The 21,267-nt window shown below is 62.4% G+C and carries 20 protein-coding genes and 1 tRNA gene; 13 read left to right on the forward strand and 8 right to left on the reverse strand.

What is annotated here, in order from left to right; translation table 11 throughout:
* Positions 1-169 precede the first annotated feature (169 nt).
* Positions 170-733, reverse strand: a complete 564-nt coding sequence (locus tag ACIGJE_RS14815; RefSeq protein ID WP_311938870.1) for a TetR/AcrR family transcriptional regulator — start codon at positions 731-733, stop codon at positions 170-172.
* Between the two features lie 174 nt (positions 734-907).
* On the opposite strand from ACIGJE_RS14815, the gene ACIGJE_RS14820 reads away from it, so the two are divergent.
* Both ACIGJE_RS14820 and ACIGJE_RS14825 read left to right on the forward strand, forming a co-directional pair.
* On the forward strand, positions 908-1,756 hold the full coding sequence (locus ACIGJE_RS14820; RefSeq protein WP_415085753.1) for an NmrA family NAD(P)-binding protein: 849 nt from the start codon (positions 908-910) through the stop codon (positions 1,754-1,756).
* Entirely contained in the window at positions 1,749-2,243 is a 495-nt protein-coding gene (locus tag ACIGJE_RS14825) for an anthrone oxygenase family protein (RefSeq protein WP_394309494.1), read from the forward strand. The genes ACIGJE_RS14820 and ACIGJE_RS14825 overlap by 8 nt, the downstream gene beginning before the upstream one ends.
* A 155-nt stretch (positions 2,244-2,398) precedes the next feature.
* On the opposite strand, the gene ACIGJE_RS14830 is transcribed toward ACIGJE_RS14825, so the two are convergent.
* Complete coding sequence (locus tag ACIGJE_RS14830) at positions 2,399-3,022, reverse strand: 2OG-Fe(II) oxygenase family protein (protein ID WP_367626690.1); 624 nt, start codon at positions 3,020-3,022, stop codon at positions 2,399-2,401.
* A gap of 359 nt (positions 3,023-3,381) precedes the next feature.
* Between ACIGJE_RS14830 and ACIGJE_RS14835 the strand changes: the two genes are divergently transcribed.
* The 3 genes from ACIGJE_RS14835 (at position 3,382) to gpt (ending at position 6,065) form a co-directional block, all read left to right on the forward strand.
* The gene (locus ACIGJE_RS14835; RefSeq protein WP_311938879.1) at positions 3,382-4,512 is read left to right on the forward strand and encodes an Mrp/NBP35 family ATP-binding protein; all 1,131 of its coding nucleotides are present in this window, start codon (positions 3,382-3,384) and stop codon (positions 4,510-4,512) included.
* A gap of 52 nt (positions 4,513-4,564) precedes the next feature.
* Positions 4,565-5,335 carry a competence/damage-inducible protein A gene (locus ACIGJE_RS14840; RefSeq protein WP_415087348.1) on the forward strand — a complete coding sequence of 257 codons (771 nt, stop codon included), beginning with the start codon at positions 4,565-4,567 and terminating at the stop codon, positions 5,333-5,335.
* 229 nt (positions 5,336-5,564) lie between these two features.
* Positions 5,565-6,065, forward strand: a complete 501-nt coding sequence (gpt, locus tag ACIGJE_RS14845) for a xanthine phosphoribosyltransferase (protein ID WP_105862778.1) — start codon at positions 5,565-5,567, stop codon at positions 6,063-6,065.
* 65 nt (positions 6,066-6,130) lie between these two features.
* On the opposite strand, the gene ACIGJE_RS14850 is transcribed toward gpt, so the two are convergent.
* On the reverse strand, positions 6,131-7,939 hold the full coding sequence (locus ACIGJE_RS14850) for a glycosyltransferase (protein ID WP_415087349.1): 1,809 nt from the start codon (positions 7,937-7,939) through the stop codon (positions 6,131-6,133).
* A gap of 237 nt (positions 7,940-8,176) precedes the next feature.
* Here ACIGJE_RS14850 and ACIGJE_RS14855 point away from each other — a divergent pair, with 237 nt between their 5' ends.
* Together ACIGJE_RS14855 and ACIGJE_RS14860 are read left to right on the forward strand one after the other, a co-directional pair.
* Positions 8,177-8,881, forward strand: coding sequence for an outer membrane protein (locus ACIGJE_RS14855; protein ID WP_415087350.1), 705 nt, complete (start codon positions 8,177-8,179; stop codon positions 8,879-8,881).
* A gap of 154 nt (positions 8,882-9,035) precedes the next feature.
* Complete coding sequence (locus tag ACIGJE_RS14860; protein ID WP_311938888.1) at positions 9,036-9,233, forward strand: hypothetical protein; 198 nt, start codon at positions 9,036-9,038, stop codon at positions 9,231-9,233.
* Between the two features lie 22 nt (positions 9,234-9,255).
* On the opposite strand, the gene ACIGJE_RS14865 is transcribed toward ACIGJE_RS14860, so the two are convergent.
* Together ACIGJE_RS14865 and pdxA are read right to left on the reverse strand one after the other, a co-directional pair.
* Positions 9,256-10,263: a cupin domain-containing protein gene (locus ACIGJE_RS14865; protein ID WP_415087351.1), complete on the reverse strand. Its 1,008-nt coding sequence runs from the start codon at positions 10,261-10,263 to the stop codon at positions 9,256-9,258.
* Positions 10,263-11,333: a 4-hydroxythreonine-4-phosphate dehydrogenase PdxA gene (gene pdxA / locus ACIGJE_RS14870; RefSeq protein ID WP_415087352.1), complete on the reverse strand. Its 1,071-nt coding sequence runs from the start codon at positions 11,331-11,333 to the stop codon at positions 10,263-10,265. The genes ACIGJE_RS14865 and pdxA overlap by 1 nt, the downstream gene beginning before the upstream one ends.
* Before the next feature lie 74 nt (positions 11,334-11,407).
* Between pdxA and ACIGJE_RS14875 the strand changes: the two genes are divergently transcribed.
* The 5 genes from ACIGJE_RS14875 to ACIGJE_RS14895 all read left to right on the forward strand — a co-directional run bounded on the left by ACIGJE_RS14875 (position 11,408) and on the right by ACIGJE_RS14895 (position 17,545).
* Positions 11,408-12,286, forward strand: coding sequence for a LysR family transcriptional regulator (locus ACIGJE_RS14875; protein WP_415087353.1), 879 nt, complete (start codon positions 11,408-11,410; stop codon positions 12,284-12,286).
* Between the two features lie 203 nt (positions 12,287-12,489).
* Positions 12,490-14,385 (forward strand): hypothetical protein, encoded by a 1,896-nt coding sequence (locus tag ACIGJE_RS14880; protein ID WP_483677821.1) that lies wholly within the window; start codon positions 12,490-12,492, stop codon positions 14,383-14,385.
* Between the two features lie 587 nt (positions 14,386-14,972).
* Positions 14,973-15,686, forward strand: coding sequence for a hypothetical protein (locus ACIGJE_RS14885; protein WP_483677823.1), 714 nt, complete (start codon positions 14,973-14,975; stop codon positions 15,684-15,686).
* A 498-nt stretch (positions 15,687-16,184) separates the two neighbouring features.
* Positions 16,185-16,961: a hypothetical protein gene (locus ACIGJE_RS14890; protein ID WP_483677825.1), complete on the forward strand. Its 777-nt coding sequence runs from the start codon at positions 16,185-16,187 to the stop codon at positions 16,959-16,961.
* A gap of 92 nt (positions 16,962-17,053) precedes the next feature.
* Positions 17,054-17,545: a hypothetical protein gene (locus ACIGJE_RS14895; protein ID WP_483677826.1), complete on the forward strand. Its 492-nt coding sequence runs from the start codon at positions 17,054-17,056 to the stop codon at positions 17,543-17,545.
* A gap of 1,272 nt (positions 17,546-18,817) precedes the next feature.
* On the opposite strand, the gene ACIGJE_RS14900 is transcribed toward ACIGJE_RS14895, so the two are convergent.
* From ACIGJE_RS14900 to ACIGJE_RS14910, 3 genes are all read right to left on the reverse strand, one after another.
* Positions 18,818-18,903 (reverse strand) — tRNA-Leu (locus tag ACIGJE_RS14900).
* A 36-nt stretch (positions 18,904-18,939) separates the two neighbouring features.
* Positions 18,940-20,112 (reverse strand): FAD-dependent monooxygenase, encoded by a 1,173-nt coding sequence (locus ACIGJE_RS14905; RefSeq protein ID WP_483677828.1) that lies wholly within the window; start codon positions 20,110-20,112, stop codon positions 18,940-18,942.
* A 7-nt stretch (positions 20,113-20,119) separates the two neighbouring features.
* Positions 20,120-20,365 (reverse strand): zinc-finger domain-containing protein, encoded by a 246-nt coding sequence (locus ACIGJE_RS14910; RefSeq protein WP_311938901.1) that lies wholly within the window; start codon positions 20,363-20,365, stop codon positions 20,120-20,122.
* A 132-nt stretch (positions 20,366-20,497) separates the two neighbouring features.
* Here ACIGJE_RS14910 and ACIGJE_RS14915 point away from each other — a divergent pair, with 132 nt between their 5' ends.
* Positions 20,498-21,253, forward strand: coding sequence for an alpha/beta fold hydrolase (locus tag ACIGJE_RS14915; protein WP_367622485.1), 756 nt, complete (start codon positions 20,498-20,500; stop codon positions 21,251-21,253).
* Positions 21,254-21,267 lie beyond the last annotated feature (14 nt).

Here is a 21,267-nt window from a genome sequence, read left to right on the forward strand (position 1 = left end):
CTAACTTTGCGGATGAGGTGCGGGCCCTTTACCCTCCCCCTCCAGGGGAGGGTAAGAAATCGGCGCATTCTCAACTTAAGTTAGCGCCTATGGGCTTCCAGCCTGCAACTTCGTTGTCATCACCCGCAATGTTTCCAGATGCGGGCGAGGACGTCCGCGATCCCAGAAGCTATGACCGCGCTGGTGCCAGGATTTCCCGCAAAGTCATCCGGCGAAAGGCCGCTACGATGGCCGCTCCTTCCTTTTCGTCCACCGAGACCGCCAGGCGCATGGTTGCCTCCCCGAGCTGCCAGATCGTGAAAGCGGTGGTGGCATAGGCTGAAGCATCCGCCGCCCCGTGGGCCCGCGCCATGGCATCGGCCAGCATGCCGCCGCAGATGCGGCTTTCAGCGAGTTCGAGGGCCGCGAGCTGCTTGTCGGCCTGCGTGCCCGACCAGATGTCGCGCATCACCGGCTCGGCCCGGTAGATGTCGTAATAGATGTCGATCAGCGAACCATAGGCCGCCTCCAGCTCCGCCAGCGATTGAACTGGTGTCAGGGCGTCCTCGATACAGCGGCGGCTCTCGGCGCTGCAGCGCTCGGCGAGGCTGCGGATGATGGCGCTCTTGTCGGGGAAATATTGGTAGAGCGAGCCGATGGAGATGCCGGCCTGTTCGGCGACCTCGCCCATCTTCAACTGGTCGCTGCCGCGTACCCCGATCATTGCCGTTGCCACCGCCAGGATCCTGTCCATGCGTTCGCGGCTGCGCTGCTGGACCGGCGCGCGCCGGGGAAGGGTTGCTGTACTTGCCTCTGCGGGGGAGGCGGCAGGAGATCTTTTTGCAGGCATGGCTTGACAGCGAAAACATGAGTAATTATCACATTCTCAAATATGAGAATTACTCATGTTTATCAGCGGGAGGTCGAAATGGCAAATGATCACTGGTCCAAGGGCGCAGTGCTGGTGTTGGGCGGAACCGGCAAGACGGGGCGCCGGGTTGTCGAAGGGCTGGAAAAGGCAGGGCGGACGGTGCGCCTCGGCTCGCGCAAGGCACAGCCGGCCTTCGATTGGGAAAGGCCGGAAGGCTGGGCCGCCGCCCTTGACGGTATCGCTGCCGTCTATGTCGCCTATCAGCCCGACCTCGCCCTGCCCGGAGCGGTCGCGGCAGTGAGCCGGTTCTTCGCCGAAGCCAGGGCGGCCGGTGTTGGCAAGATCGTGCTGCTGTCCGGGCGGGGTGAGCCGGAGGCCCAGGAAGCGGAAGAGGCGCTGCGGGCCACCAGCCTCGATTGGACGATCCTGCGCTGCAGCTGGTTCTTCCAGAATTTCAGCGAGAATTTCTTCCTCGACGCCATCCTGGCGGGGGAGATTGTTCTGCCTGACACGCTCGCCCCGGAGCCTTTCGTGGATGCCGACGACATCGCCGAAATCGCAGTGGCCGCCTTTGCGGATGCCAGGCATTCCCACCAGCTTTATGAGATCACCGGTGCTGAAGCCCTGACCTTCCAGCAGGCCATCGCGGCGATTGCCGAGGCCTGCGGACGCCGCATCGACTATGTGCCGGTTTCCCAGGAGGCCTATCGCGCCGGCTTGGTCGAGCAGGGCCTGCCGCCGGAGGTCGTCGATCTCGTCACCTATCTGTTCTCTACCGTGCTCGACGGCCGCAACGAGCCGATTGCCGACGGCGTCGCACGCGCTCTGGGACATCAGCCGCGCCGCTTCGCCGATTATGTCGCCCGCACTGCCGCCACCGGCATCTGGGGAGGAAGCCATGCTTGAGCGCAGCCTCTACGTCACCACATTCATCGCTGCCGTCGGCAGCGGCGTGGTCGCAGGCATCTTCTTCGCCTTCTCCAATTTCGTCATGCCGGCGCTTGGCCGTGTCGCTCCGGCGAGCGGCATCGCGGCGATGCAGGCGATCAACGTCACCGTGATCAATCCCGGCTTCATGCTGGCCTTCATGGGCACGGCGGTGCTTTGCCTCGGACTTGCCCTGGGCTCCTGGCTCTGGCTGGGAGAGTGGAGCGGCAAACTGCTGCTGCTTGGCAGCCTGATCTATCTCATCGCCTGCATCGGCGTGACCATGGCTCTGAACGTACCGCTCAACGATGCCATCGCCGTGGTCAAGCCGGAGACGATCGAGGCCGGGGAACTCTGGCAGCGTTATCTGGTGGACTGGACATTCTGGAACAGCGTCAGGACCGCGGCTTCGGCGCTCGCCATGGTGCTGTTCATGCTTGCGCTGATTGCGCGCAGCACTGCCTGAGGGCACTTGCGCGGCGGCCGGGAGAGGGGCTGGCATCTTCCGATGCTGCGTCTTTGGAGCGAGGTACGGCTTCTTCGAATCCGACCCTGCTCGAGCTCCTTGTTCTCGCGCCGTTTCTGGAACGGAAAGCCTGCCGGCCTTTCTGGAGAATGCCCTCAACGCCCGAAGATGCCCTTGAAGAACTGGGCCACGCTGTTGCGCTTCTTCTTGCGTTCGAGTTCGCCGGCATCCTTCAGCCAGGTGATCTGGACGACGCGCCGCTCGCCTGCGAAGGGCTTGTGGCCGTGCCATGAGTTGGCGGCCCGGCGAAAGCCGAAGCAGGAGCCCATGACGGGCGAGATCTCGGCCGTCATGTCGTCGAAATTGTCAGGCCCATTCAGGACGCGCAGGCATCCGCCTTCACCTTCCTTCCAGCCATCGTTCATATAGACCAGGAAGGTGGCGAGCTTGCTTTCGCTGTCGGTATGGATGCGCCCGTCCTTGAGTTGCGAAAGCCGGCGGATCGTCGTCAGCCGGGGCAGGGGATCGAGATCGAGGCCGAGCTTCTCGGACAGGGACTGGGCCATCGCGCTGCTTTCGAGTTCCTCGACCAGCTCCCGGAAGCTGCCTCGTAGCGCAATGTCGGAAACGGTCAGGAAGCCGGGTTTGTCGATGGCCGGAAAGTCCTGCCGAAGCGACGGGATCTTGTTCTTCTGGAGAAAACCCTCGCCGATGATGTGGCGGTAGGGCTCGTCATGGATTTCAGCATTGCGGATGACATCAAGGTCGATGACAGGCATCGCCGGTCACTCCTGGAATGCAGGCACCGGCTGGCAAAGCCTGCACGGTGCTGCCCGAGCGTCCCCCGACCCTGAATGGATATGACGGGCTTGAATGTCTCGCTGACGCCCGTCGTGGTCAAGATGCTTTTGGTTTATAGGCGGTCCTGTGAGCCCCTGCTGCCTGCTCCTTTTCGTGACCGGCTTGCACGCGTGTCCTTGCTGCAATCTGCCCGATAGGAGAATCGCGCTGGCGCGCCATATTATTGCGGGACTTGGCGGTGGTTGTGCTTGAATGCCCCCGCCGCGCTTCCCAATATTGAGGGAAACTTTCGGGGCCGCCTCGCCGGCACCTTCCCTTGCTTCGTGAGGATCGTTCCTTGTCTCTGACGCCAGCCGATGTCATTCGCGCCCTTGAACTCGTCAAGCTGCCGGCAAGCGGCCAATCATTGCCCTCGACCGGCCGGCTGACCGAAATCCGCATCGACGGTTCGAAGGTGATGTTTGCCATTGCCATCGATCCCACCGAGGCGCGGGCCATGGAGCCGGTGCGTGCTGCAGCGGAGAGCGCCGTGCGCGGCCTTCCCGGCGTCGCCAATGTTCTGGTGGGGCTGACGGCCGAGCGGCCGGCCGGCGCGGCGCGGCAGGAACCGCCGGGCCCGCGGGCGCAGGCCGCCGCGCACAATGCGCCGCAGCAGCGGCCGCCCGTGCTGCCCAGCGTCAAGCGCGTCGTCGCCGTCGCCTCCGGCAAGGGCGGCGTCGGCAAGTCGACGACGGCCTGCAATCTCGCCATTGCCCTCGCAGCGCAGGGGCTGAGCGTCGGGCTGCTCGATGCCGATATATTTGGACCATCTGTTCCAAAACTTCTCGGCCTGACCGACAAGCCCGAACAGAATGCCGACAAGAAAATCATCCCGCTCGAAGCCTATGGCGTAAAGGCGATGTCGATCGGTTTCCTGGTCGACCAGGAGACCGCGATGATCTGGCGCGGGGCGATGGTGCAGTCGGCGCTCACCACGCTGCTGCGCGATGTCGTCTGGGGCGAACTCGACGTCATGGTGGTCGACATGCCGCCGGGCACGGGCGATGCGCAACTCACCATGGCGCAGAACACGCCTTTGGCCGGCGCGGTGATCGTCTCGACGCCGCAGGATCTTGCCTTGATCGACGCGCGCCGTGGCGTCGGCATGTTCCAGAAGGTGAACGTGCCGATCCTCGGCATCATCGAGAACATGTCCACCTTCTCCTGCCCCAATTGCGGCCATGTCAGCCATCTCTTCGGCCATGGCGGTGCACGGCGCGAGGCCGAGAAGCTCGGCGTGCCCTTCCTCGGCGAACTGCCTCTGTCCATGGAGGTGCGCGAACGCTCGGATGCCGGCAGGCCGGTGACTGCGACCTTGCCGGACAGTGCCGAGGCCGGCATCTATCGTCGGATCGCGGCGCAGGTCTGGGCCGGTCTGTCGGGGGAGGGTGTTGATCAACGCCAGCCGCCGCGTATTGTCATCGAGTGACGGCCGGCCGCAACCCGCCGGAACCCGACAGCGACATCATTCGGAAATGCCTATGGAAACGCTCTCTGCAAATCCCGAGCAAGCCGCTCCTGTATCCGTGACGGCCGCCATTCTCGTCGTCGGCGACGAGATCTTGTCGGGCCGCACCAAGGACAAGAATATCGGCTACATCACCGAATTCCTCACGGGTGCGGGGGTGGACGTGAAGGAGGTGCGCGTCGTTCCCGACGAGGAGGAGCGTATCGTCGAGGCCGTCAATGCCCTGCGCGCACGCTATGACTATGTGCTGTCGACGGGTGGCATCGGGCCGACCCATGACGACATCACGGCCGATTCCGTCGCCAAGGCCTTCGGGGTCGGCATCGAGATCGACCAGCGCGCTGTCGAGGTGATGACCAGGCACTATGGCGGTGCCGCAAACCTGACGCCGGCCCGCTTGCGCATGGCGCGCATTCCGGATGGGGCCGAGCTCGTCGACAATCCCGTCTCCGCGGCACCCGGCTTCATGCTGGGCAATGTCATCGTGATGGCGGGCGTGCCCAACATCATGCAGCGCATGCTGGACAACGCCATCCTCAGGATGCGTACGGGCGCCATCACGCTGTCCGACAGCGTTTCGCCGGGGCCGGGGATCGGCGAGGGCGCCGTCGCCGAGCCGCTTGCGGCGATCGCGCTGGCTCATCCCGAAGTCTCGATCGGCTCCTATCCCTCCTTCGGCCCGGCCGGCTTCCAGACCCAGCTGGTGATCCGGGGCAAGGATGCCGCCAAGGTCGCTGCCGCCAAGGCCGATATCGAGGCGATGGTCGCCACCATCAAGCGCTGATCACCGATTTTTCCGGGATTGGCTCGTAAAATGGCGTGGAAGGGCGAAAACTGGGCTTGATCCGTTCGATTTCACCGCTATGAAGAGCGACCCGCGAACCCGCAAATTATGGCTCGTCGGATCGGAAACCCGATAAGCCATACTTTGCGGGATTTTTAACATTTGCAAAATTCACCAGCTTCATCCACCCGTGGATGAAGCTGGTGAATTTTTTGCTAGGGACCGGATCATGAACTCGCCGAAGCCCGACAAGGCCTTCCCCGTATCCTGGGATCAGTTCCACCGCGATGCGCGCGCGCTTGCCTGGCGCTTGTCCGGCAGCGGCCCCTTCAATGCCATCGTCTGCATCACGCGCGGCGGCCTCGTCCCCGCTGCGATCATTTCGCGCGAGCTCGGCATCCGCCTGATCGAGACCGTCTGCATCGCCTCCTATCACGACTACAAGACCCAGAGCGGCCTGCAGGTGCTCAAGGACGTCGACGAGAAGCTGGCTGCCAATGGCGGCGAAGGCATCCTGGTGGTCGACGATCTCGTCGATACCGGCTCCACAGCCAAGGTGGTGCGCGACCGCTTGCCCAAGGCGCATTTCGCCACCGTCTACGCCAAGCCGCTCGGCCGCCCGCTGGTCGATACCTTCATCACAGAGGTCAGCCAGGATACCTGGATCTATTTCCCCTGGGACATGGGCCTTGCCTTCCAGCCGCCGATCGCCCAGAGCACCGAGGGCTGACATCGGCGCGCTGAAAGCGCGGCGTTGGTACCAACTCTTCTCGCTCTTCTCGGGATGATATGGCATCAGCCCGGCTGCGCGATGTGCAGCCGTTCCAGTTCCTCCCAGCAATTGCGGATGATCGGCTCCGCGCTCGGGCCGACATGTTCGCGGAAATGGGCCAGCATCTCGTCCATCGGCAGGCCGAGCTCGTCGAAGCCGATCATGTAGTTGCGGATACGGTCGTGCCAGCTGATCGTATAAGGCGCGCCCATCGGTCGGTCGAAGCGGTGGATCCAGCGCAGGAAAGGCAGGCATAGGGTGCGCCCGCCTGCCTGGCGGAATTTTTCGTGAATATAGCCTTCCTCGCCGCCAAAGCCGCGGAAGAGCTTGTTGTAGCCTGGCCAGGCGGCGCGGCGGCAGGCGTAGAGGCCGAGCCCCTGCATCGGGATGTCGAAGGGCGGCGCCTCCGGATCCCTGCCAGCGGCGTCGAGCGCCCAGGTGCCATACATGCCCCCGGCCCACTCCGCCTTCCAATGAGTGGAAAGGCTCGTGAGGTCGTCGCTGACCAGCGGTCCTTGCAGCAGGTCGTTGCTGCCGGGATGCTGCTCGAAATAGTCGAGCAGCCTGGCCAGCGCGCCCGGCACCAGCAGGACGTGGCAATCGAGGCACATAACGTGCTCGCCGGCGGCTTCCTGCATCACGAAATCGCGTACGGCGGTGCCGATGCTCTCTGATACCGGAATATAGCGAAACCCGCCCGAACCCTTGGCAAGGCGTCGCAGGGCGTCGCCGCACATCCCGTTCGGATTGTTGTCGACCACCAGGAGTTCGAGATCGTCGGCGACTTCGGGATGATAGAGCCGCAAGGCCTGCAGCGTGAAATAGACCCCGTCATAGTCGTCGAACGTCGCCATGCCGATGCTCAGGCGCTTGCGCGGTGCGGCGAGGGCCGGCTTGGGGAAGAACCAGTCGCCGGCCGGACGCGCCGTTACCGCCGCCACGGCCTCCAGTTGCTGGCGCGCCTCGGTCTTGCGCTGATGGACCGCATTCGCCGCCGGCAGACCGGCATCGAGCGTGCGGCGGAGGAAGTTGTCGAGCCAGTCGCCGGGCTGGCCGAAGCGGGCCCTGACCATCGGCACCTGCCGGGCGAAATCGGTGAGCCTGGCTTCGGTCGCAGCCGATATGCGCTGGTCGGGATGCTGGGCGAGTTCGAGAAAGAAGCGGCGCCTGTCGGTCGAGATCGTCTGCAGGTCGGGTTCGGCGCCCTCATGGCGTTGCGGGATGAGGACGAGGGCGCAGGGCCACTCGGCCGCATGTCCCTCCGCCAGGGCCTCCGGCTTGATTACGGCACCCGCCTGGGTGAGGCTGGCATAGGCATCGATGAAGGCCGGCGAAGACAGGATCCGGGCCGATGCCTGCGCATGCGGCGCGAGGGCGAGCGAGCCCGGCCTCACGGACGCCTCCGCATCCCCGAGGCAGACGAGATCGTCGGCGAGGAACTGGAAGCCCTTTTCGACGAGCCAGGCTGCCAGGCCGGTTTTGCCGCAGCCGGGAGGGCCGGCAATCAGCACCACTTTGCCGTCATAGGCGACTGCCGCGGCACGCAGAACCGGGCGGATGGACGCCGCGGCCACCACGCGGCCGATCTCGTCGAGCAGGGGATGCAGGGCCTCCGGCCAGGACAGATCCTTCCAGACCAGGGCGCCGTCGCGATAGAGTTCGAGCCGGCCGTAGGCCTGGCGGTAGAGGCGCAAGGTCGCGGGTGGAGCCTCCGGCTGGCCGTCATGGGCGACATGCCAGAAATAGGGCCAGATCTCTTCGTCCAGATCGTCGGGATAGATCAGCGCGAGGTCGATGCCGCAAAGCGTGATCGAGATAGTGCTTTCGCTCATCCCTTCTCCTGTTGCCTCTTCATGGTCGGGATCCACCGCCGTGGCGTGGACGATCCGCATGGCAGGATGCAGAGCACGAGCGGGCGAGGCCTTGCAAGCCCTGGCCAAATCCGCCGGCAAGGCAATCATCGATGGCGGTGCTATGGTGCCGAATTAATTTTGCCTGTTGCCGATATGTCACCGACTTTTACTTGCCCTGAAAGTATAGCTTGTATCGCATTTTACGAGGGGGATTCGATGCGTACGATTTGCTTCGCCATAGCCGGCCTTTCTGCCTTGCTCTGCTCGACTTCGGTCTATGCCGCCGACCTGGCCGCGCAGGCCGTCGAGCCGGTTGCGCCGGTGGTAACACCTTACAACTGGAGCGGCCCCTATGTGGGTTTGCATGCCGGTTATGGCTGGGGCCGCGAGAATGACGACCAGAGCAAGCTCTTCTCGGTTACGACGACGACCACGGTTGCGCCGCAGTTCGCGGACAAGTTCGATCTCAGCGGTTTCATCGGCGGCGCCCATGCCGGCTACAACTACCAGATCAACGAGTTCGTCATCGGCGTCGAAGGCGACATCGACTACTCCAACCTGAACGGCAGCGCCCATGCCAACTATGGCGGCACGCTTCGCACACTCAAGCTGAAGACCGAGTGGCAGGGCTCGGCCCGGGCCCGTGTCGGCTATGCCTTCGACAACATCCTGATCTACGCCACCGGCGGCCTTGCCCTGGCCAATGCCAAGCTCTCCACGGCCGGTGCTGATTCCAGCAATACCCATATCGGCTGGACGGTGGGCCTGGGCGCCGAATACGCCTTCACCCAGAACTGGATCGGCCGCCTGGAAGTGCGCTACAGCGACTTCAACAAGAAGAGCTACGCGACGCCCGATGGCCGCGTGAAGGCGGACTGGAACCAGACGACGGTTACGGCCGGTATCAGCTACAAGTTCTGATTAACCGCACTGCGACGGTATGAGAAGCCCGGCTCCGCCGGGCTTTTTCGTCCGGCGCGGCGGAATTTCAAATAAGAACAATTCAAGAACAAAATGCTGGCCAACGCCTGGCTTCCCGGCTAATTTCGCGCTGAGTCGAGGATGGGAGGCAGGGATGGCAATAGATCCGAAAGTGCTCTTTGCGGACGAGGTCGTGCCGGCGACCGCGGAGGAAGCGGCAGCCCTGGACGGCATCATCCGCGACTGCGATGGCGATCCCTACAAGGCGGCGCTGACCTTGTACCGCCTGTTCACCCTGCAGTCCGCGATCGTCGAGGCGAGGGGACGAGCGGAGGAGGGGAGCGCGGACTGAGCATTGCAGTCCGGCGCAGCGTTCAGGCGTGGCTGCGAGGCGGCTCGATCAGCACGATCTGGCATTCGGCGGTCAGCGCCTCCGGACAATGCTCGACCCCGTGCGGCACGATGATGAAATCGCCCTCCTCGACGACTTCGTCGCGGTCGCGGAAGCGCATGAGCAGGCGGCCCTTGTGCACCAGCAGGAAGGCATCCTCCCTGGCGTTGAAATGCCAGCCGGATTCGGCCTCGACCTTGGCGAGCTTGATCTCGATGTCGTTGATCCGCCCGGCAATCCGGGGCGAAGCCGTGTCGGCAAAGGCGCCGAAAGCTGAGGTAAGGCTCTGCTTGTGATAGGGGGAGAGATGGTTGTTGATCTCCGCCACGTCCCGCATGATGGAGGCAAGCTGGCCCGCCACATCCTTGCTCTCGGCCGGATAGCGCCCGTCGAGCGCGGCGGTCCCGATGGTGAAGCCCATGCCGCCCGCTTGCTTCACCGCCGCGATCTGGCCGGGCGTCTCGATCGATCCGGCCATGTAGACGGGCTTGGACACCGCGGCGCACACGGCCTGCATCAGCGCTGGCACATCTTCCCTCGAGCGATAGGCCAGCAGGTCGAGGCCGTGCACGCCTTCATGGGCGGCGAGCTTGCGGGCGCTGGCAACGATCTCCTCGATGCTGCCCTCGAGCACGCTGGGATGGCCGCTGATGCGGCCGGGGAAGGGGCAGTAGCGGATCCGGGTGCCCCTGACGATCGCCGACACCTCCTCGACATGCGTGCCGCCAAGCAGGATATCGACACCGATCTCGACAGCGGCCCGGGCCGAGGCGAGTTCGCTGTCGCGATCGAGGGAGACCACTTCGAGATAGGAGGTCGCACCACCCGCCCGGATCATCCGGCTGAGGTCCTTGAGCCGCTCGATCGGCAGGCCGATATCCTTGAAGCCGATATGGCGGATCCCGAGTTTCAGTGCCGTTTGAAGATGCATGTCCGCATCCTCGACAGTCTGGTCGTTGCGGGTGAGCATGAAGATGAAGCGAAGACCCATCAGGAGACCCTCTCTCTTTCAGTATCGGCTTTGGCCGCAATGAGACGCCGGGCATAGGCGATGGCGGTCATGAGGCTTGCAGGATCCGCGATGCCCTGTCCGGCGATGTCGAACGCCGTGCCATGATCGGGGCTGGTGCGGATGAAAGGCAAGCCCAGTGTGATGTTAACGCCCCGATCCAGCCCGAGATATTTGATCGGAATGAGCCCCTGGTCGTGATATTGGGCGACCACCACGTCGAACCGGCCGCGCCGGGCCTGGAAAAACACGGTGTCGCCGGGCCAGGGGCCGCTGGCGTCGATGCCCTCGCGGCGTGCCGCCGCGATGGCCGGCGCGATGATCTCGATCTCCTCGCTGCCGAACAGGCCGCCTTCGCCGGCATGGGGATTGAGGCCGGCGACGGCGATGCGTGGCGCCGGAATGCCGAGCGCCCGCCCGCCTTCATGCGCAAAGCGGATCGCCGCCATCTGGGCTGCGAAATCGGCCTGTTCGATGGCAAGGCGCAGCGCGGTATGAATGGTGACGAGAACTGTCCGGATCTCGTCATTGGCCAGCATCATCGCCACCCGCGCGGCTCCGCCGTGGGCGGCCAGGATCTCGGTATGGCCTGGGTAGGACAGGCCCGCTGCCGCCAGCGCTTCCTTGTTGATCGGGGCCGTGACGATGCCTGCCACCGTGCCCGTTCTGGCGGCGCCGATGGCTGCCAGCAGCGCGTCATGGGCAGCCTTGCCGCAAGCCGCGCTGATCCGGCCGGAAGGCGGCGCTTCTCGGATGTCGCAGGCGTCGACGACATCGATGACATCAGGGCTGAACCGGGCCTTCTCCGGCTCGGCGATGCTGCGAACCCGCAATGCCAGGCCAAGGCGGGCCACGGCATCGGTCATCACGCCGGCGCTGCCATAGACGATACAGCGCCCGCAGCCCCCGGCAAAGGCCTTGGCGATGATCTCCGGCCCGATGCCGGCGGCATCGCCCATGGTGATGGCAAGCGGCGAGGGGGCTTCAGCTGGGACAATGGGAGGCTGCTCTCCACCGGACAGGCCTGCGATTTCGGAAGGAACTGTTTGCATGACCCGATTATCGAGGAAAACAAGTTCGAAAAAAGCGATAGTTTCTAACCGATATCGGTGATATCAGATCACCAATGGATCGCTCCGTCATTCCCTCCCTCGATGATTTGCGCGCCTTCGAGGCCACGGCGCGGCTGGGCTCGGTACGCCTGGCCGCCGACACGCTGGCACTGACGCATGGCGCAGTCAGCCGGCGCATCGCCAAACTCTCGGATGATCTGGGCTTCCAACTGTTCGAAAAGAGCGGCCGCGGCCTCAAGCTGACGGCGGCGGGCGAGACGTTGTTCCTGACGGTGAACCGTTTCTTCGGCGAATTGCGCAGCACCGTGCAGGGCCTGCGCGCCGCGGCGACGCAGGACGATGCCCTGGTGCTGTCCTGCGAGCCCTCGGTGGCGATGCGCTGGCTGATCCCGCGCCTGGGCGGCTTCCAGGCGGCCCATCCCGCGATCGCCCTGCATCTTTCGGTCGGCGGCGGTTCGATCGATTTCGCGCGCGAGCGCATCGACCTCGCCATCCGCCGCCTCGACTTCGCCATGCCCGAGACCTGGCAGGTCCGGCGCCTGTTCGCCGAAAAGGTCGGGCCGGTGATGGTGCCCGACCGCCTCGCCGATTTCGAGGAGGGCGCCTATATCGGCCTCGGCAGCAGGACGCGCCCCGACGCCTGGCCGACATGGCTGGCGCGCCACCCCCACCGGCCGCGCCCGCAGGAAACCCGCTTCTACGACCACCATTTCCTGATGATGGAAGCGGCCTCGGCGGGCCTGGGTGTGGCCCTCGGCCCGCTGGTATTGGCAACCGACGACCTCAAGCGAGGCCGCCTCACCGCGCCCGCCGGTTTCTGGGCCGACGGCACGCATTACGGACTGGTCTGGCCGGGCGAGCGAGAACTGGGTGCGAAAGGCGAGCAGTTGATGGCCTGGCTCGTGGCGGAATGTCAGAAGTCGTTCGGTTAGCGAACCGTTGAATCGGCCGCTGGAGCGGGCTTGATGCCGGTATGCTGCTCGGCAGAGGGACCATAACGGCGCTCTCGTACGGCGTGGCGCGCTCGATGACATCCGTAGGAAGTTCGCATGCAAGCGTTGGGGGAACGGGGTGTCCGCAGGGTGTCCCTGGGCGCTACCCGCGATACAATCGCCGAAACACAGGACTCGTCATCATGACCCGTTTCATAGCGGCTCTGCTCGCTCTTCTGTGCGCAGGGCCTGCTTTCGCCCAAGCCCAGGCCAGGGGTACGCCGACATTGTCTATCGACAAGTCGGGTTCCTCCCGATGTCTCTACCTGTGGGATCTCGACAGTTCCAACGCGACGGACAAGGGAGTCCCCTTTGGGTGTTTGGACGAAAAGGGCGCATGGAACCTCCCGGCCACTCTTCGCAACGTTACGGAGATCGACGAAACCACCCTTCGCGGGTTCGGCTATAGGGGCGATGGTATCGCCAGGACATTGAGTTCGGTTACTTCCCTGAACGGGCGCCCGACGTCGGGATGGACGCTCAGCCAGTGGCAGGCCATCCTTCCCGCCGCTACCTCGCTAGGTGATTATCTGGATTGGGCGATCTTTCAGTCCCTCATCGATGCGAACGCCAACGGCAAGGTAACCTTCACCCTTGGGGCTGGAACCGCTCGCTTCAACAGGGCGCTCAAGGCCTGCTCCCAAACGCTGACGATTGCCGGTGCTGGCGACAAGCAGACGGTCCTTCAGTATGACGGCGGCGTTAACGGCATCGAGGTCTGCGTCAACTCCCCTGACACCGGGAGGACTCAGAACCCCATCTTTTTGAGCGACTTGGAACTTCGCCAGACCACACCGGGCAACACCGCTATCGGCCTCTACGGCAAATGGATCCCCGGCTCTATTGGCGGGAAGATCGACAATGTTCGTGTCGATAATTTCAATCAGGCGATTGAAGTGTGGAGCGCGGGCGGCTGGGACATCAACCACTTGTTTGCATCCTCGGGGGTGCCTGCAGGCGGGGCCGTTGGCGACGGCTTCCGGCTGATGGGCAACTCGGTCTTCGTGGTCCACATCGATAACTCCCAGACGCAGGGGTTTGCCGATGGCTGGCACTTCGAGAATGCGGCTGACTACGGAAACCCCGCAAGCGCGGGCATGGAGGACATCGCCTTAAGGAACTCGGCTTCCGGGGAAGGCCGTGCCTGCGTGCGGATCAAGTCCACAGATCATCATTATTCGCCGCTGCACTGGAATATCGAGAACATGGCCTGCCAGGCCTATGAGGGCTTCGTGCAGGCTGAGCAGGCCGGGGCGCTCCGGATCATCGGCGGCTCTTGGATTCTGGCGCGCCCCACAGGCTCGTGGACCGGTGTCGGTAAAGACTGGTTCCTGTTCGGCCGGGTGGAGACAGGTGTCCTGCGAGATGCCCATATTTCCAACAATGCCCAGGCCATGACGATCTCTTCCTATGTGCGCCTGGCCAATGCGGGTCCTTTCGGCGGCTCGGCTCACAATGTGACGGTCGACAACAACAAGTTCGAATACGCCAATTTGACAGCGACCAATGCGCAGATATGGAAGGAATTCGAGGCTGTCGGCACCCGGGTGATGAACAACCAGTTCGTCAATGCTTGGAGCTATCAGCCACTACCTCCGGCCAATGCCTTCAATTGGGTCGATAACGCCACGCGAACCGACAGCCTGGTCAGGGCTGCTCCCGGTGAGATTTATAGCCTGGCGGGATCCGTGACGGGGATGGCAAGCGCCACGGCCACCGATGTAGCCTCGGTGTCCCTGCCGCCGGGGATGTGGACGTGCTCATCGAATATCTACCTTAGTCCGACGGCTGGGGCTTCGATCTCGGTCATTCAAGCCGGCCTCAACACCACGTCCGCCAAAGTTCCCCTGACGCCGGCTCTCGGAAGCATCACCGAGGCAGGGACATGGAAAGGGGGTGTTTCGAGGGCACTCACATCCTGGACGTTCGACTTTACAACTGCCACGGCCAACACGAACGTCTACCTCGTGGGCCTCGCAGCTTACTCAGGTGGTTCCGTCAATGTTTCCAATGCGGGTCAGTGCATCCGGCTTAGGTAAGTAAACGCTGCGAGCGCTCCTGCTCCTGGGAAGAACACCTTGGGGCGATCCACGAACAGCGATAATCGACAGGCGCTTGGGGGCTCACATCGATTTACTCCGGCCCGCTGCCGGTTTTGTGGACACGCAGTTAAGCTGACATGGCTTGCTCCTCGAACATGACGGGGCAGCGACCACACAGCTATGGACAATGAGCGGTCCGAATGGCGTCCATTCGCGGGAATTACGGCGAAAATTTACTAACTATGTCTGGTGCGGACGGCGGGACTGCGCCTGGGAAGTTGGATGCCATTGATTTTAAAGGGAAATTTCTGGCGGTCAATTCCAAATGTATGCCAACGGTGTTGTACAAGCAGATCAGAGGGGGAATATCCACCTCGTAGTAAGGACGGCCTATTGTGATCTTCCCCGCCAAGCGCTTCAATTGTCGTTATTTGCGGGGACGGCGGTGTAATGGATGCTGAGTACGAGAGAAGACGGGGGCTAACATTTCGGCAGGCGGAAGGGGTGGACCACTGCCTTCGCAGATGGAAAGAGGAGTTCTTACTCAACCGCTGAGAGCATATCTGTGATCTCAGGTCGATAGTATGCTGGAAATTAGTTCATTTGAGGGAATGGTAATACGGCCCATGGAGGACATACTTCGTAGGGTGCATGTTGAATTCCTCGTAAGCTTTGCAGAGTTTGATGATACATTGTATGTTTGGAAAGACAAATTAAGGAATCTATTTCAAAGCGCCCCTTATGAATCTGTATTGGAGCTAGTAGAATTTATTATTCGCGACCGACTGTGCCCGCAGAGTTGGCGGGAAGCCTTTGCACTGGCACTCGCAAAGTATCGGGCAGCCTACAGAGTTGTTAATGGCGATACCATAATGCCCGTTGCTTCTGATGAGGAAGTTGCGGCAGTGAGTAAGGCCTTTGTGGACACCGGTCAGAAGGAGTTTCAGGGGGCCAATACGCATCTCAGAAAATCAGCTAGCGCCTTAAGCAAAGGGGACAGTGCTGGTTCAATCCGAGAGAGCATTCATGCTGTAGAGTCGGTGGCGCGGGGCTTCACTGGGTCCGATAAGCTATCGGACGCGCTAAACGAGTTCGAGCGTAAATGGACAATGCACAAGGCGCTCAAATCGGCCTTTCTCTCCCTCTACGGCTATGCGAGCGACGAGGAGGGAGTACGGCACGCTCTCCTAGAGAAGGGGAGCGCTAATGTGGGGGAGGACGAAGCTCTATTCATGCTAACTGCCTGCTCCGCCTTTACAAGCTATCTGATAAGTAAGCATCGTGCGAATGCGAAGTGATCACACGACAACCGGCGTGATGGTGCTCGTTGCCAAGTTGGGAGTTACCCAGGCTAGAGCCGCCACCTACCAGCCCATAGATGGCTCCTGCATCATTGTCCTTGATGGTGACACAGTGGCTCTCCCTTGTGCCTCACCACGGCCCGGCTGCTCGGAGCGCGTCAGGCTCAAGGACATCGACGCTCCCGAGGTCTTCCACCCGGATTGCGAGGAGTGGCTGAAATGGGGCTCAAAGCCAAAGCTCGGCTGGCCCGACTCCTCCGGGGCAAGACGGTCTACATTGAGCGGGACCCCAGGCCCGCAAGGACCCCTATGGGCGGACCCTGGCGTCCCTCAGGATAGGCAGCCCGAGCGGACTTAACGCCGGCATGCACCTAGTCCGAGAGGACCTTGCGGTGCCCTACAAGACCGGCGCAGCGGCCCATGAGGAGAAGCGTCTATATTGGTGCGGGCCGGATGCATTGAGGTAATTGGCAGGGGGCTTTGGGAGGAAGGGCCATGGACAATAAGCTTGAAGTTCTGCGGCTGAAGCTGCCTATCGAGACACTCAGAGCGATGCCGGTAGATGACCGCACCCTGTTTTTCGCAATTGGCTACGCTGAGAACCAATTGAACCTAATGTTCAAGCTTTTGAAGTTCGCTGCCAATAAAGAACAATGCGATGAAACTGAGATCGATGTAACCGGCGCTCAGACTAATATGATTCTGCGTCATTTCATTGGGGCCGTTGCTGAGACCTGCTTACTCATAGATAAGCGTGTATTCGGGGCGCTTAAATACAAATGGCTTGTTGATAGTATGAGCGACGCGGGGCGTCTAGCTAAGAGACAGCTTAACAAGCGGATTGGTAGCGGCGGGAGATTACACAATATCCGCAATAAATTTTCGTTTCACATTGCTGATGATAAGTGGCTTGAGGCCGGCTTCAGCGCTGCGTCGTCCGACCCGGACTTTGAGGACGCTTGGAACATATATGTGAGTCCTCATGGTGGCCTCTCAAATATGTTGAATTTCAGTGCGGACGTGGTTGTTGTACACGCAATTTGCGCTTCCATGGGTGTGTCTGATGTTGTTCAAGCGCAACGACTGCTTTTGGCAGAACTCATGGCTACCCATAGCGACCTCATACTCGTTCTAGATGAACTGTCGCGGGGGATAGCCGGTAAGCATTTCGTCGAGTTTGAAGGTGCCATTGTTGGGGCATACGAGGTTCCTCATATCGATGATGTCTCATTGCCGTTCTTTGTGGGGATCGGACCCCGCTCTCCGGCTTAAAATTTGGGTCACTCATGTGAGACACCATCACGTGGCAGCGGCGAGGCACTTCCCCCCCGTGCCGGGTTGGGGGGATTGGGGAGGCAGCGACAATGCAGGGCTTTGACGATTGGAACTTAGAGCCGTCTGCTGACCCCGCGATCCGCATGGAGTACGAGGCTGCGCTGGGAGAGTTCCTGCTTGTCTTCAACTATATTGAGGCAGATCTCTCTGAATTGATTCGGATGGCCGCCGATAAGTTAAGCCGTCCCGACCTCTACAAACTTACCGATGAAAGCTATGAGGCGAGGGTAAAGTATCTAGATCTTCTGATCATTGGCACCTTAGGGCCCGGCTGGCAGGGACTGTTTGCCAAGCTCGCTGCCATAGGTGGAAAGAGAAACATGGTGGCCCACGGCAATTTCAACCAGAACCCTTTTGATGGTTCCTACACGATTGACGGCAAAAGAGGCTCTCGATGGATTCCTGCCAGCGAACTACGCAGCATGATCAAAGAAGCGGGGAGAGTAGCGGGCGAAATGGGCCACCTGAGGGCTCATTTCTGGTTCGATGAACTGCCACCCGATGCCGCGCCTTCTTCTTAGAAGCGCTGATAGGTACACCCGTGGGAGTTCGTCCATTAGACCCTGTCCCTTCGCCAAACCAGCACGACGAGGGCCGCCAGTAGGGCCACTGCGACAACACCGAGCCAGCCGGAGGCAGATGCCTCAAAGCCCACTAGGCCGATCTTCACGTTGATTGTGGGGTCCATCTCTGCCCGCAGCTCTCACCAAAAGAAAACATGCGATGCAGGCAGGGAGTATGAGGGGCCGATTCGAGCGGGAGCACAAGAGGACCCGGCTAAAATTCATCGCCATCGTGTCACCGAAAGAAACACCCCGGGGTGTTTCCTTTGGACCAAATTTAGTTGCAGACAGGCAGGCGGGTGGCCGCGCTCGAGGCCAAATGGGGTCTCATGGCCTATTGCGTGGACCACAGCATCGGATCTTGGGAGCGGTGTGTGGCGATGTATGAGGCCTGAAGGATTCGCGATGAGGAGCTTGAGGGGCACCGTTAAGGTGTCACCTTAGGAGCGCGAAATCCATCGTGCCAGGGTGCCGAGGATATTGCGTCCTGAAGCATGTGGTCGGAAGGAACGGCGATGAGACGCCGGAGGGGTATCGCTGGGCCCTGAAATGGGGGGAGCGTGCCATTGCCCCTTTTCGATCCGGTCCCGCTCATCACTCTCAATGGTGACTTCGAGTGAGGGGTCCCGGACCCATTCCCATCGATCTCGCTTCCAGTATTCGAGAACGCGAACCGCCAGTGTGTTCATGCTGTCCCCCGCGACACAGGTTATCTTGGCGCTCTCGTGCAAATAGGTCCCTTCGCTGTGACGAGGTGGGTCGCCATAGAGGAACTCATAGTTGTGGCGAATAAGGTCAGCCTGCGAATGGTCTTCCATGCTCGGGAACACCGGCCTGTTAAAAGAGCAGCAAACGGTAAAGGTGCGTAGGCACGCCTGACACACGACCTCTACAAGTACCGCTTCGTTGCAATATATGTTCCCGGTGCGGCGCGGGGTGAAGGGCTCATAGCGCGGGACCCCGTATTCATCATACCAGAGTGGCGGGGTTGGGATACGGGATAGAATGTCGTCGTAGTTCCCATTCATGAGGATGAGCGCCAGTCCTGGTTAGTGAGCCGGCATCCGGCACATGCCTGTCGGACAAGCCAGCGTGTTTGATCGACAGCCTTTTCTCAGACTGCGAACCTAGGGAGATTCTCAAAGACCTTCGCCTTGGCCGCCACGGTCACCTCTCCACAGCCAGCGCCAATCGTTCCCGTGATTACGGTCACAGTCCACTAGTTATCTCTGGTGCGGACGGCGGGACTCGAACCCGCACCCGGTTTCCCGAAGCAGATTTTAAGTCTGCTGCGTCTACCATTTCGCCACGTCCGCAGCGCCGGCCTTGCTTAGGGCCGGAATCGTATCGGCTCAAGCCGTTTCTGTCGGCTTCCAGCCATAGAGCCAGTCATAGCGTTCCAGCAGGCGCTGGCCGCCGAGGGCCGACAGCCCGAGGTCCCGGGCGGCGGCGAGGGGCCAGCGCCAGTGATAGCGCTCGCCATTGCTGCGTGCCTCGGCCTGGATCCGGCCGACACGCGGCAGGCGCAGGCGGGACCAGTCCTGTAGGCGGGCGGGAACATCATTGTCGTCGGCGCCACTGAGTTGGGCAGCCAGTTCGGCCGCGTCCTCGATGGCCGCCGCACCGCCCTGGGCGATGAAGGGCAGCATGGGATGGGCGGCGTCACCAATCAGGGCGATGCGGCCGGTGGCGATCCGGCCGTCGGCGCGGCCTTCGAACAGCGGCCAGGTCCGCCATTGTGGCACCATGGCGAGCAGAGCGCGCAGGCGTCCGTCCCAGCCGGCGTAATGCGGCAGCAGCGTCTGCAGGGGCTGCGGCGTCGACCAGCCGGGGCCGGCATCCTCGGCCGATGTCACCGCCACGAGATTGAGGGCTTGCCCCGAACGCACGGGGTAGTGCACGAAATGCGCATTGTCGCCGAGCCAGAGCCCCGTCGCCAGGCCCTGGAACAGGGCAGGGACGTCCTGCATCGGGATCACTGCCCGCCAGGCCCGTCGGCCGGCGAAACGCGGCTGTTCGAGGCCGAGCAGGGGCCGCAATTTCGACCACACGCCGTCCGCACCGATCAGCATACGGGCGAAGACATCCGGGGCGCCAGCCGCAAAGGAGAGGATAACCCGCTTCTGGTCCTGGCGGACCGAATGCAGCTCTCGGCTCAGATGCAGCGGGATGCCGCGCTGGCGCACCGCCGCCACCAGTACCGCTTGCAGGTCGGCGCGATGGATGACGCCATAGGGCGCACCCCAGCGTTGGCGGCATTGGCCGAGCGGGATTTGCTGGATCAGGCCGCCGCTGGCGCCCTTGCGGATACGCACCGTATCCATCACCACCATATGCGCCTCGAGCGCGGGGCCGAGACTAAGGCCGAACAGGACGTTGAGTGCATTGGGCGTGAGCTGGATGCCGGCTCCGGCTTCCTCGAGCGCCGCGGCGCGCTCGTAGATCTCGACGGCAAAGCCGCGCCGGGCCAGGGCCAGGGCGGCCGTCAGCCCGCCGATGCCGGCGCCGGCGATCGCGATATCCATGGCCGGTTCAAGCGGCGTGGGCGTTCACCGTGCAGGCCGCCGGCTCCGACATGCCTTCGGGCAGCTTGGGATCATATTTGAAGAGCGTGGAGCAATAGGAGCACACCGCCTCGTCATCCGAACCGAGATCGATGAAGATGTGGGGGTGGTCGAACGGCACGCTCGCGCCCTGGCACATGAATTCCTTCGAGCCGACGCGAATGACCTTCAAGCCGAGGTCATTTTGGAAATGGGGAATGGAATGGCCTGCCATCGATCTTCAGTCCGCGATTTGGAGCCCGCGCGGGGACTTGGGCTCCGTCATTTTCTCTCGCGCGGACCATAGCGGTGCCGCACGGGATGCGATAGGGGCTATTGGGAGCAAGAGCAAAGGAAAACCGCGCCGATGCAGCGTTTTGATCATGACGGCGTCGAAATCGCCTATATCGACGAAGGAGAAGGCGAGCCCATCCTTCTCATCCACGGCTTCGGTTCGAATCATCAGGTGAACTGGGTCGGCACCGGCTGGGTCGACCTGCTCACCAGGCAGGGCCGGCGGGTGATCGCCTTCGACAATCGCGGCCATGGCGCTTCCTCAAAGCTCTACGATCCGGCCGCCTACCATCCTGCTGCGATGGCAGGTGATGCCGTCGCGCTGCTCGATCATCTGCGCATCGGCTCGGCGGCGGTGATGGGTTATTCCATGGGCGCCCGCATCACAGCCTTCCTCGCGCTCGAGCATCCCCAGCGCGTGGATGCGGTTATATTCGGCGGCCTGGGTGTGCGGCTCGTGCAGGGTGAGGCCCTGCCGCCCACCATCGCGGCAGCCATGGAGGCGCCCTCGCTCGACGACGTGCCGGATGCGATCGGGCGGATGTTCCGTGCCTTTGCCGACAAGAGCGGTGCGGACCGGCGGGCCCTGGCCGCCTGCATCCGTGGCTCGCGGGTCCAGCTCAATCCGGCCGAGGTCGCCAGGATCCTGCAACCGACCCTGATCGCCGTCGGCACGCGCGACCCGATCGCCGGCTCCGCGCAGGAACTGGCCGCGATGATGCCCAATGCCGCCGTGCTCGACATTCCCAACCGCGATCACAACCCCGCCGTCGGCGACAAGGTCTACAAGCAAGGCGTTTTGGCATTCCTCGCAGAGCAGGGCGTCTAAATGAACATTGGCAC

The organism is Labrys sp. E2SS-1L (assembly GCF_057073705.1).

Bases quoted from the DNA above. Each gene is read 5' to 3' on its own strand.
- ACIGJE_RS14815 (WP_311938870.1), bottom strand. From the start codon at position 733: ATGGACAGGATCCTGGCGGTGGCAACGGCAATGATCGGGGTACGCGGC.
- ACIGJE_RS14820 (WP_415085753.1), top strand. From the start codon at position 908: ATGGCAAATGATCACTGGTCCAAGGGCGCAGTGCTGGTGTTGGGCGGA.
- ACIGJE_RS14825 (WP_394309494.1), top strand. From the start codon at position 1,749: ATGCTTGAGCGCAGCCTCTACGTCACCACATTCATCGCTGCCGTCGGC.
- ACIGJE_RS14830 (WP_367626690.1), bottom strand. From the start codon at position 3,022: ATGCCTGTCATCGACCTTGATGTCATCCGCAATGCTGAAATCCATGAC.
- ACIGJE_RS14840 (WP_415087348.1), top strand. From the start codon at position 4,565: ATGGAAACGCTCTCTGCAAATCCCGAGCAAGCCGCTCCTGTATCCGTG.
- gpt (WP_105862778.1), top strand. From the start codon at position 5,565: ATGAACTCGCCGAAGCCCGACAAGGCCTTCCCCGTATCCTGGGATCAG.
- ACIGJE_RS14850 (WP_415087349.1), bottom strand. From the start codon at position 7,939: ATGAGCGAAAGCACTATCTCGATCACGCTTTGCGGCATCGACCTCGCG.
- ACIGJE_RS14855 (WP_415087350.1), top strand. From the start codon at position 8,177: ATGCGTACGATTTGCTTCGCCATAGCCGGCCTTTCTGCCTTGCTCTGC.
- ACIGJE_RS14860 (WP_311938888.1), top strand. From the start codon at position 9,036: ATGGCAATAGATCCGAAAGTGCTCTTTGCGGACGAGGTCGTGCCGGCG.
- ACIGJE_RS14865 (WP_415087351.1), bottom strand. From the start codon at position 10,263: ATGGGTCTTCGCTTCATCTTCATGCTCACCCGCAACGACCAGACTGTC.
- pdxA (WP_415087352.1), bottom strand. From the start codon at position 11,333: ATGCAAACAGTTCCTTCCGAAATCGCAGGCCTGTCCGGTGGAGAGCAG.
- ACIGJE_RS14875 (WP_415087353.1), top strand. From the start codon at position 11,408: ATGGATCGCTCCGTCATTCCCTCCCTCGATGATTTGCGCGCCTTCGAG.
- ACIGJE_RS14880 (WP_483677821.1), top strand. From the start codon at position 12,490: ATGACCCGTTTCATAGCGGCTCTGCTCGCTCTTCTGTGCGCAGGGCCT.
- ACIGJE_RS14885 (WP_483677823.1), top strand. From the start codon at position 14,973: ATGCTGGAAATTAGTTCATTTGAGGGAATGGTAATACGGCCCATGGAG.
- ACIGJE_RS14890 (WP_483677825.1), top strand. From the start codon at position 16,185: ATGGACAATAAGCTTGAAGTTCTGCGGCTGAAGCTGCCTATCGAGACA.
- ACIGJE_RS14895 (WP_483677826.1), top strand. From the start codon at position 17,054: ATGCAGGGCTTTGACGATTGGAACTTAGAGCCGTCTGCTGACCCCGCG.
- ACIGJE_RS14905 (WP_483677828.1), bottom strand. From the start codon at position 20,112: ATGGATATCGCGATCGCCGGCGCCGGCATCGGCGGGCTGACGGCCGCC.
- ACIGJE_RS14910 (WP_311938901.1), bottom strand. From the start codon at position 20,365: ATGGCAGGCCATTCCATTCCCCATTTCCAAAATGACCTCGGCTTGAAG.
- ACIGJE_RS14915 (WP_367622485.1), top strand. From the start codon at position 20,498: ATGCAGCGTTTTGATCATGACGGCGTCGAAATCGCCTATATCGACGAA.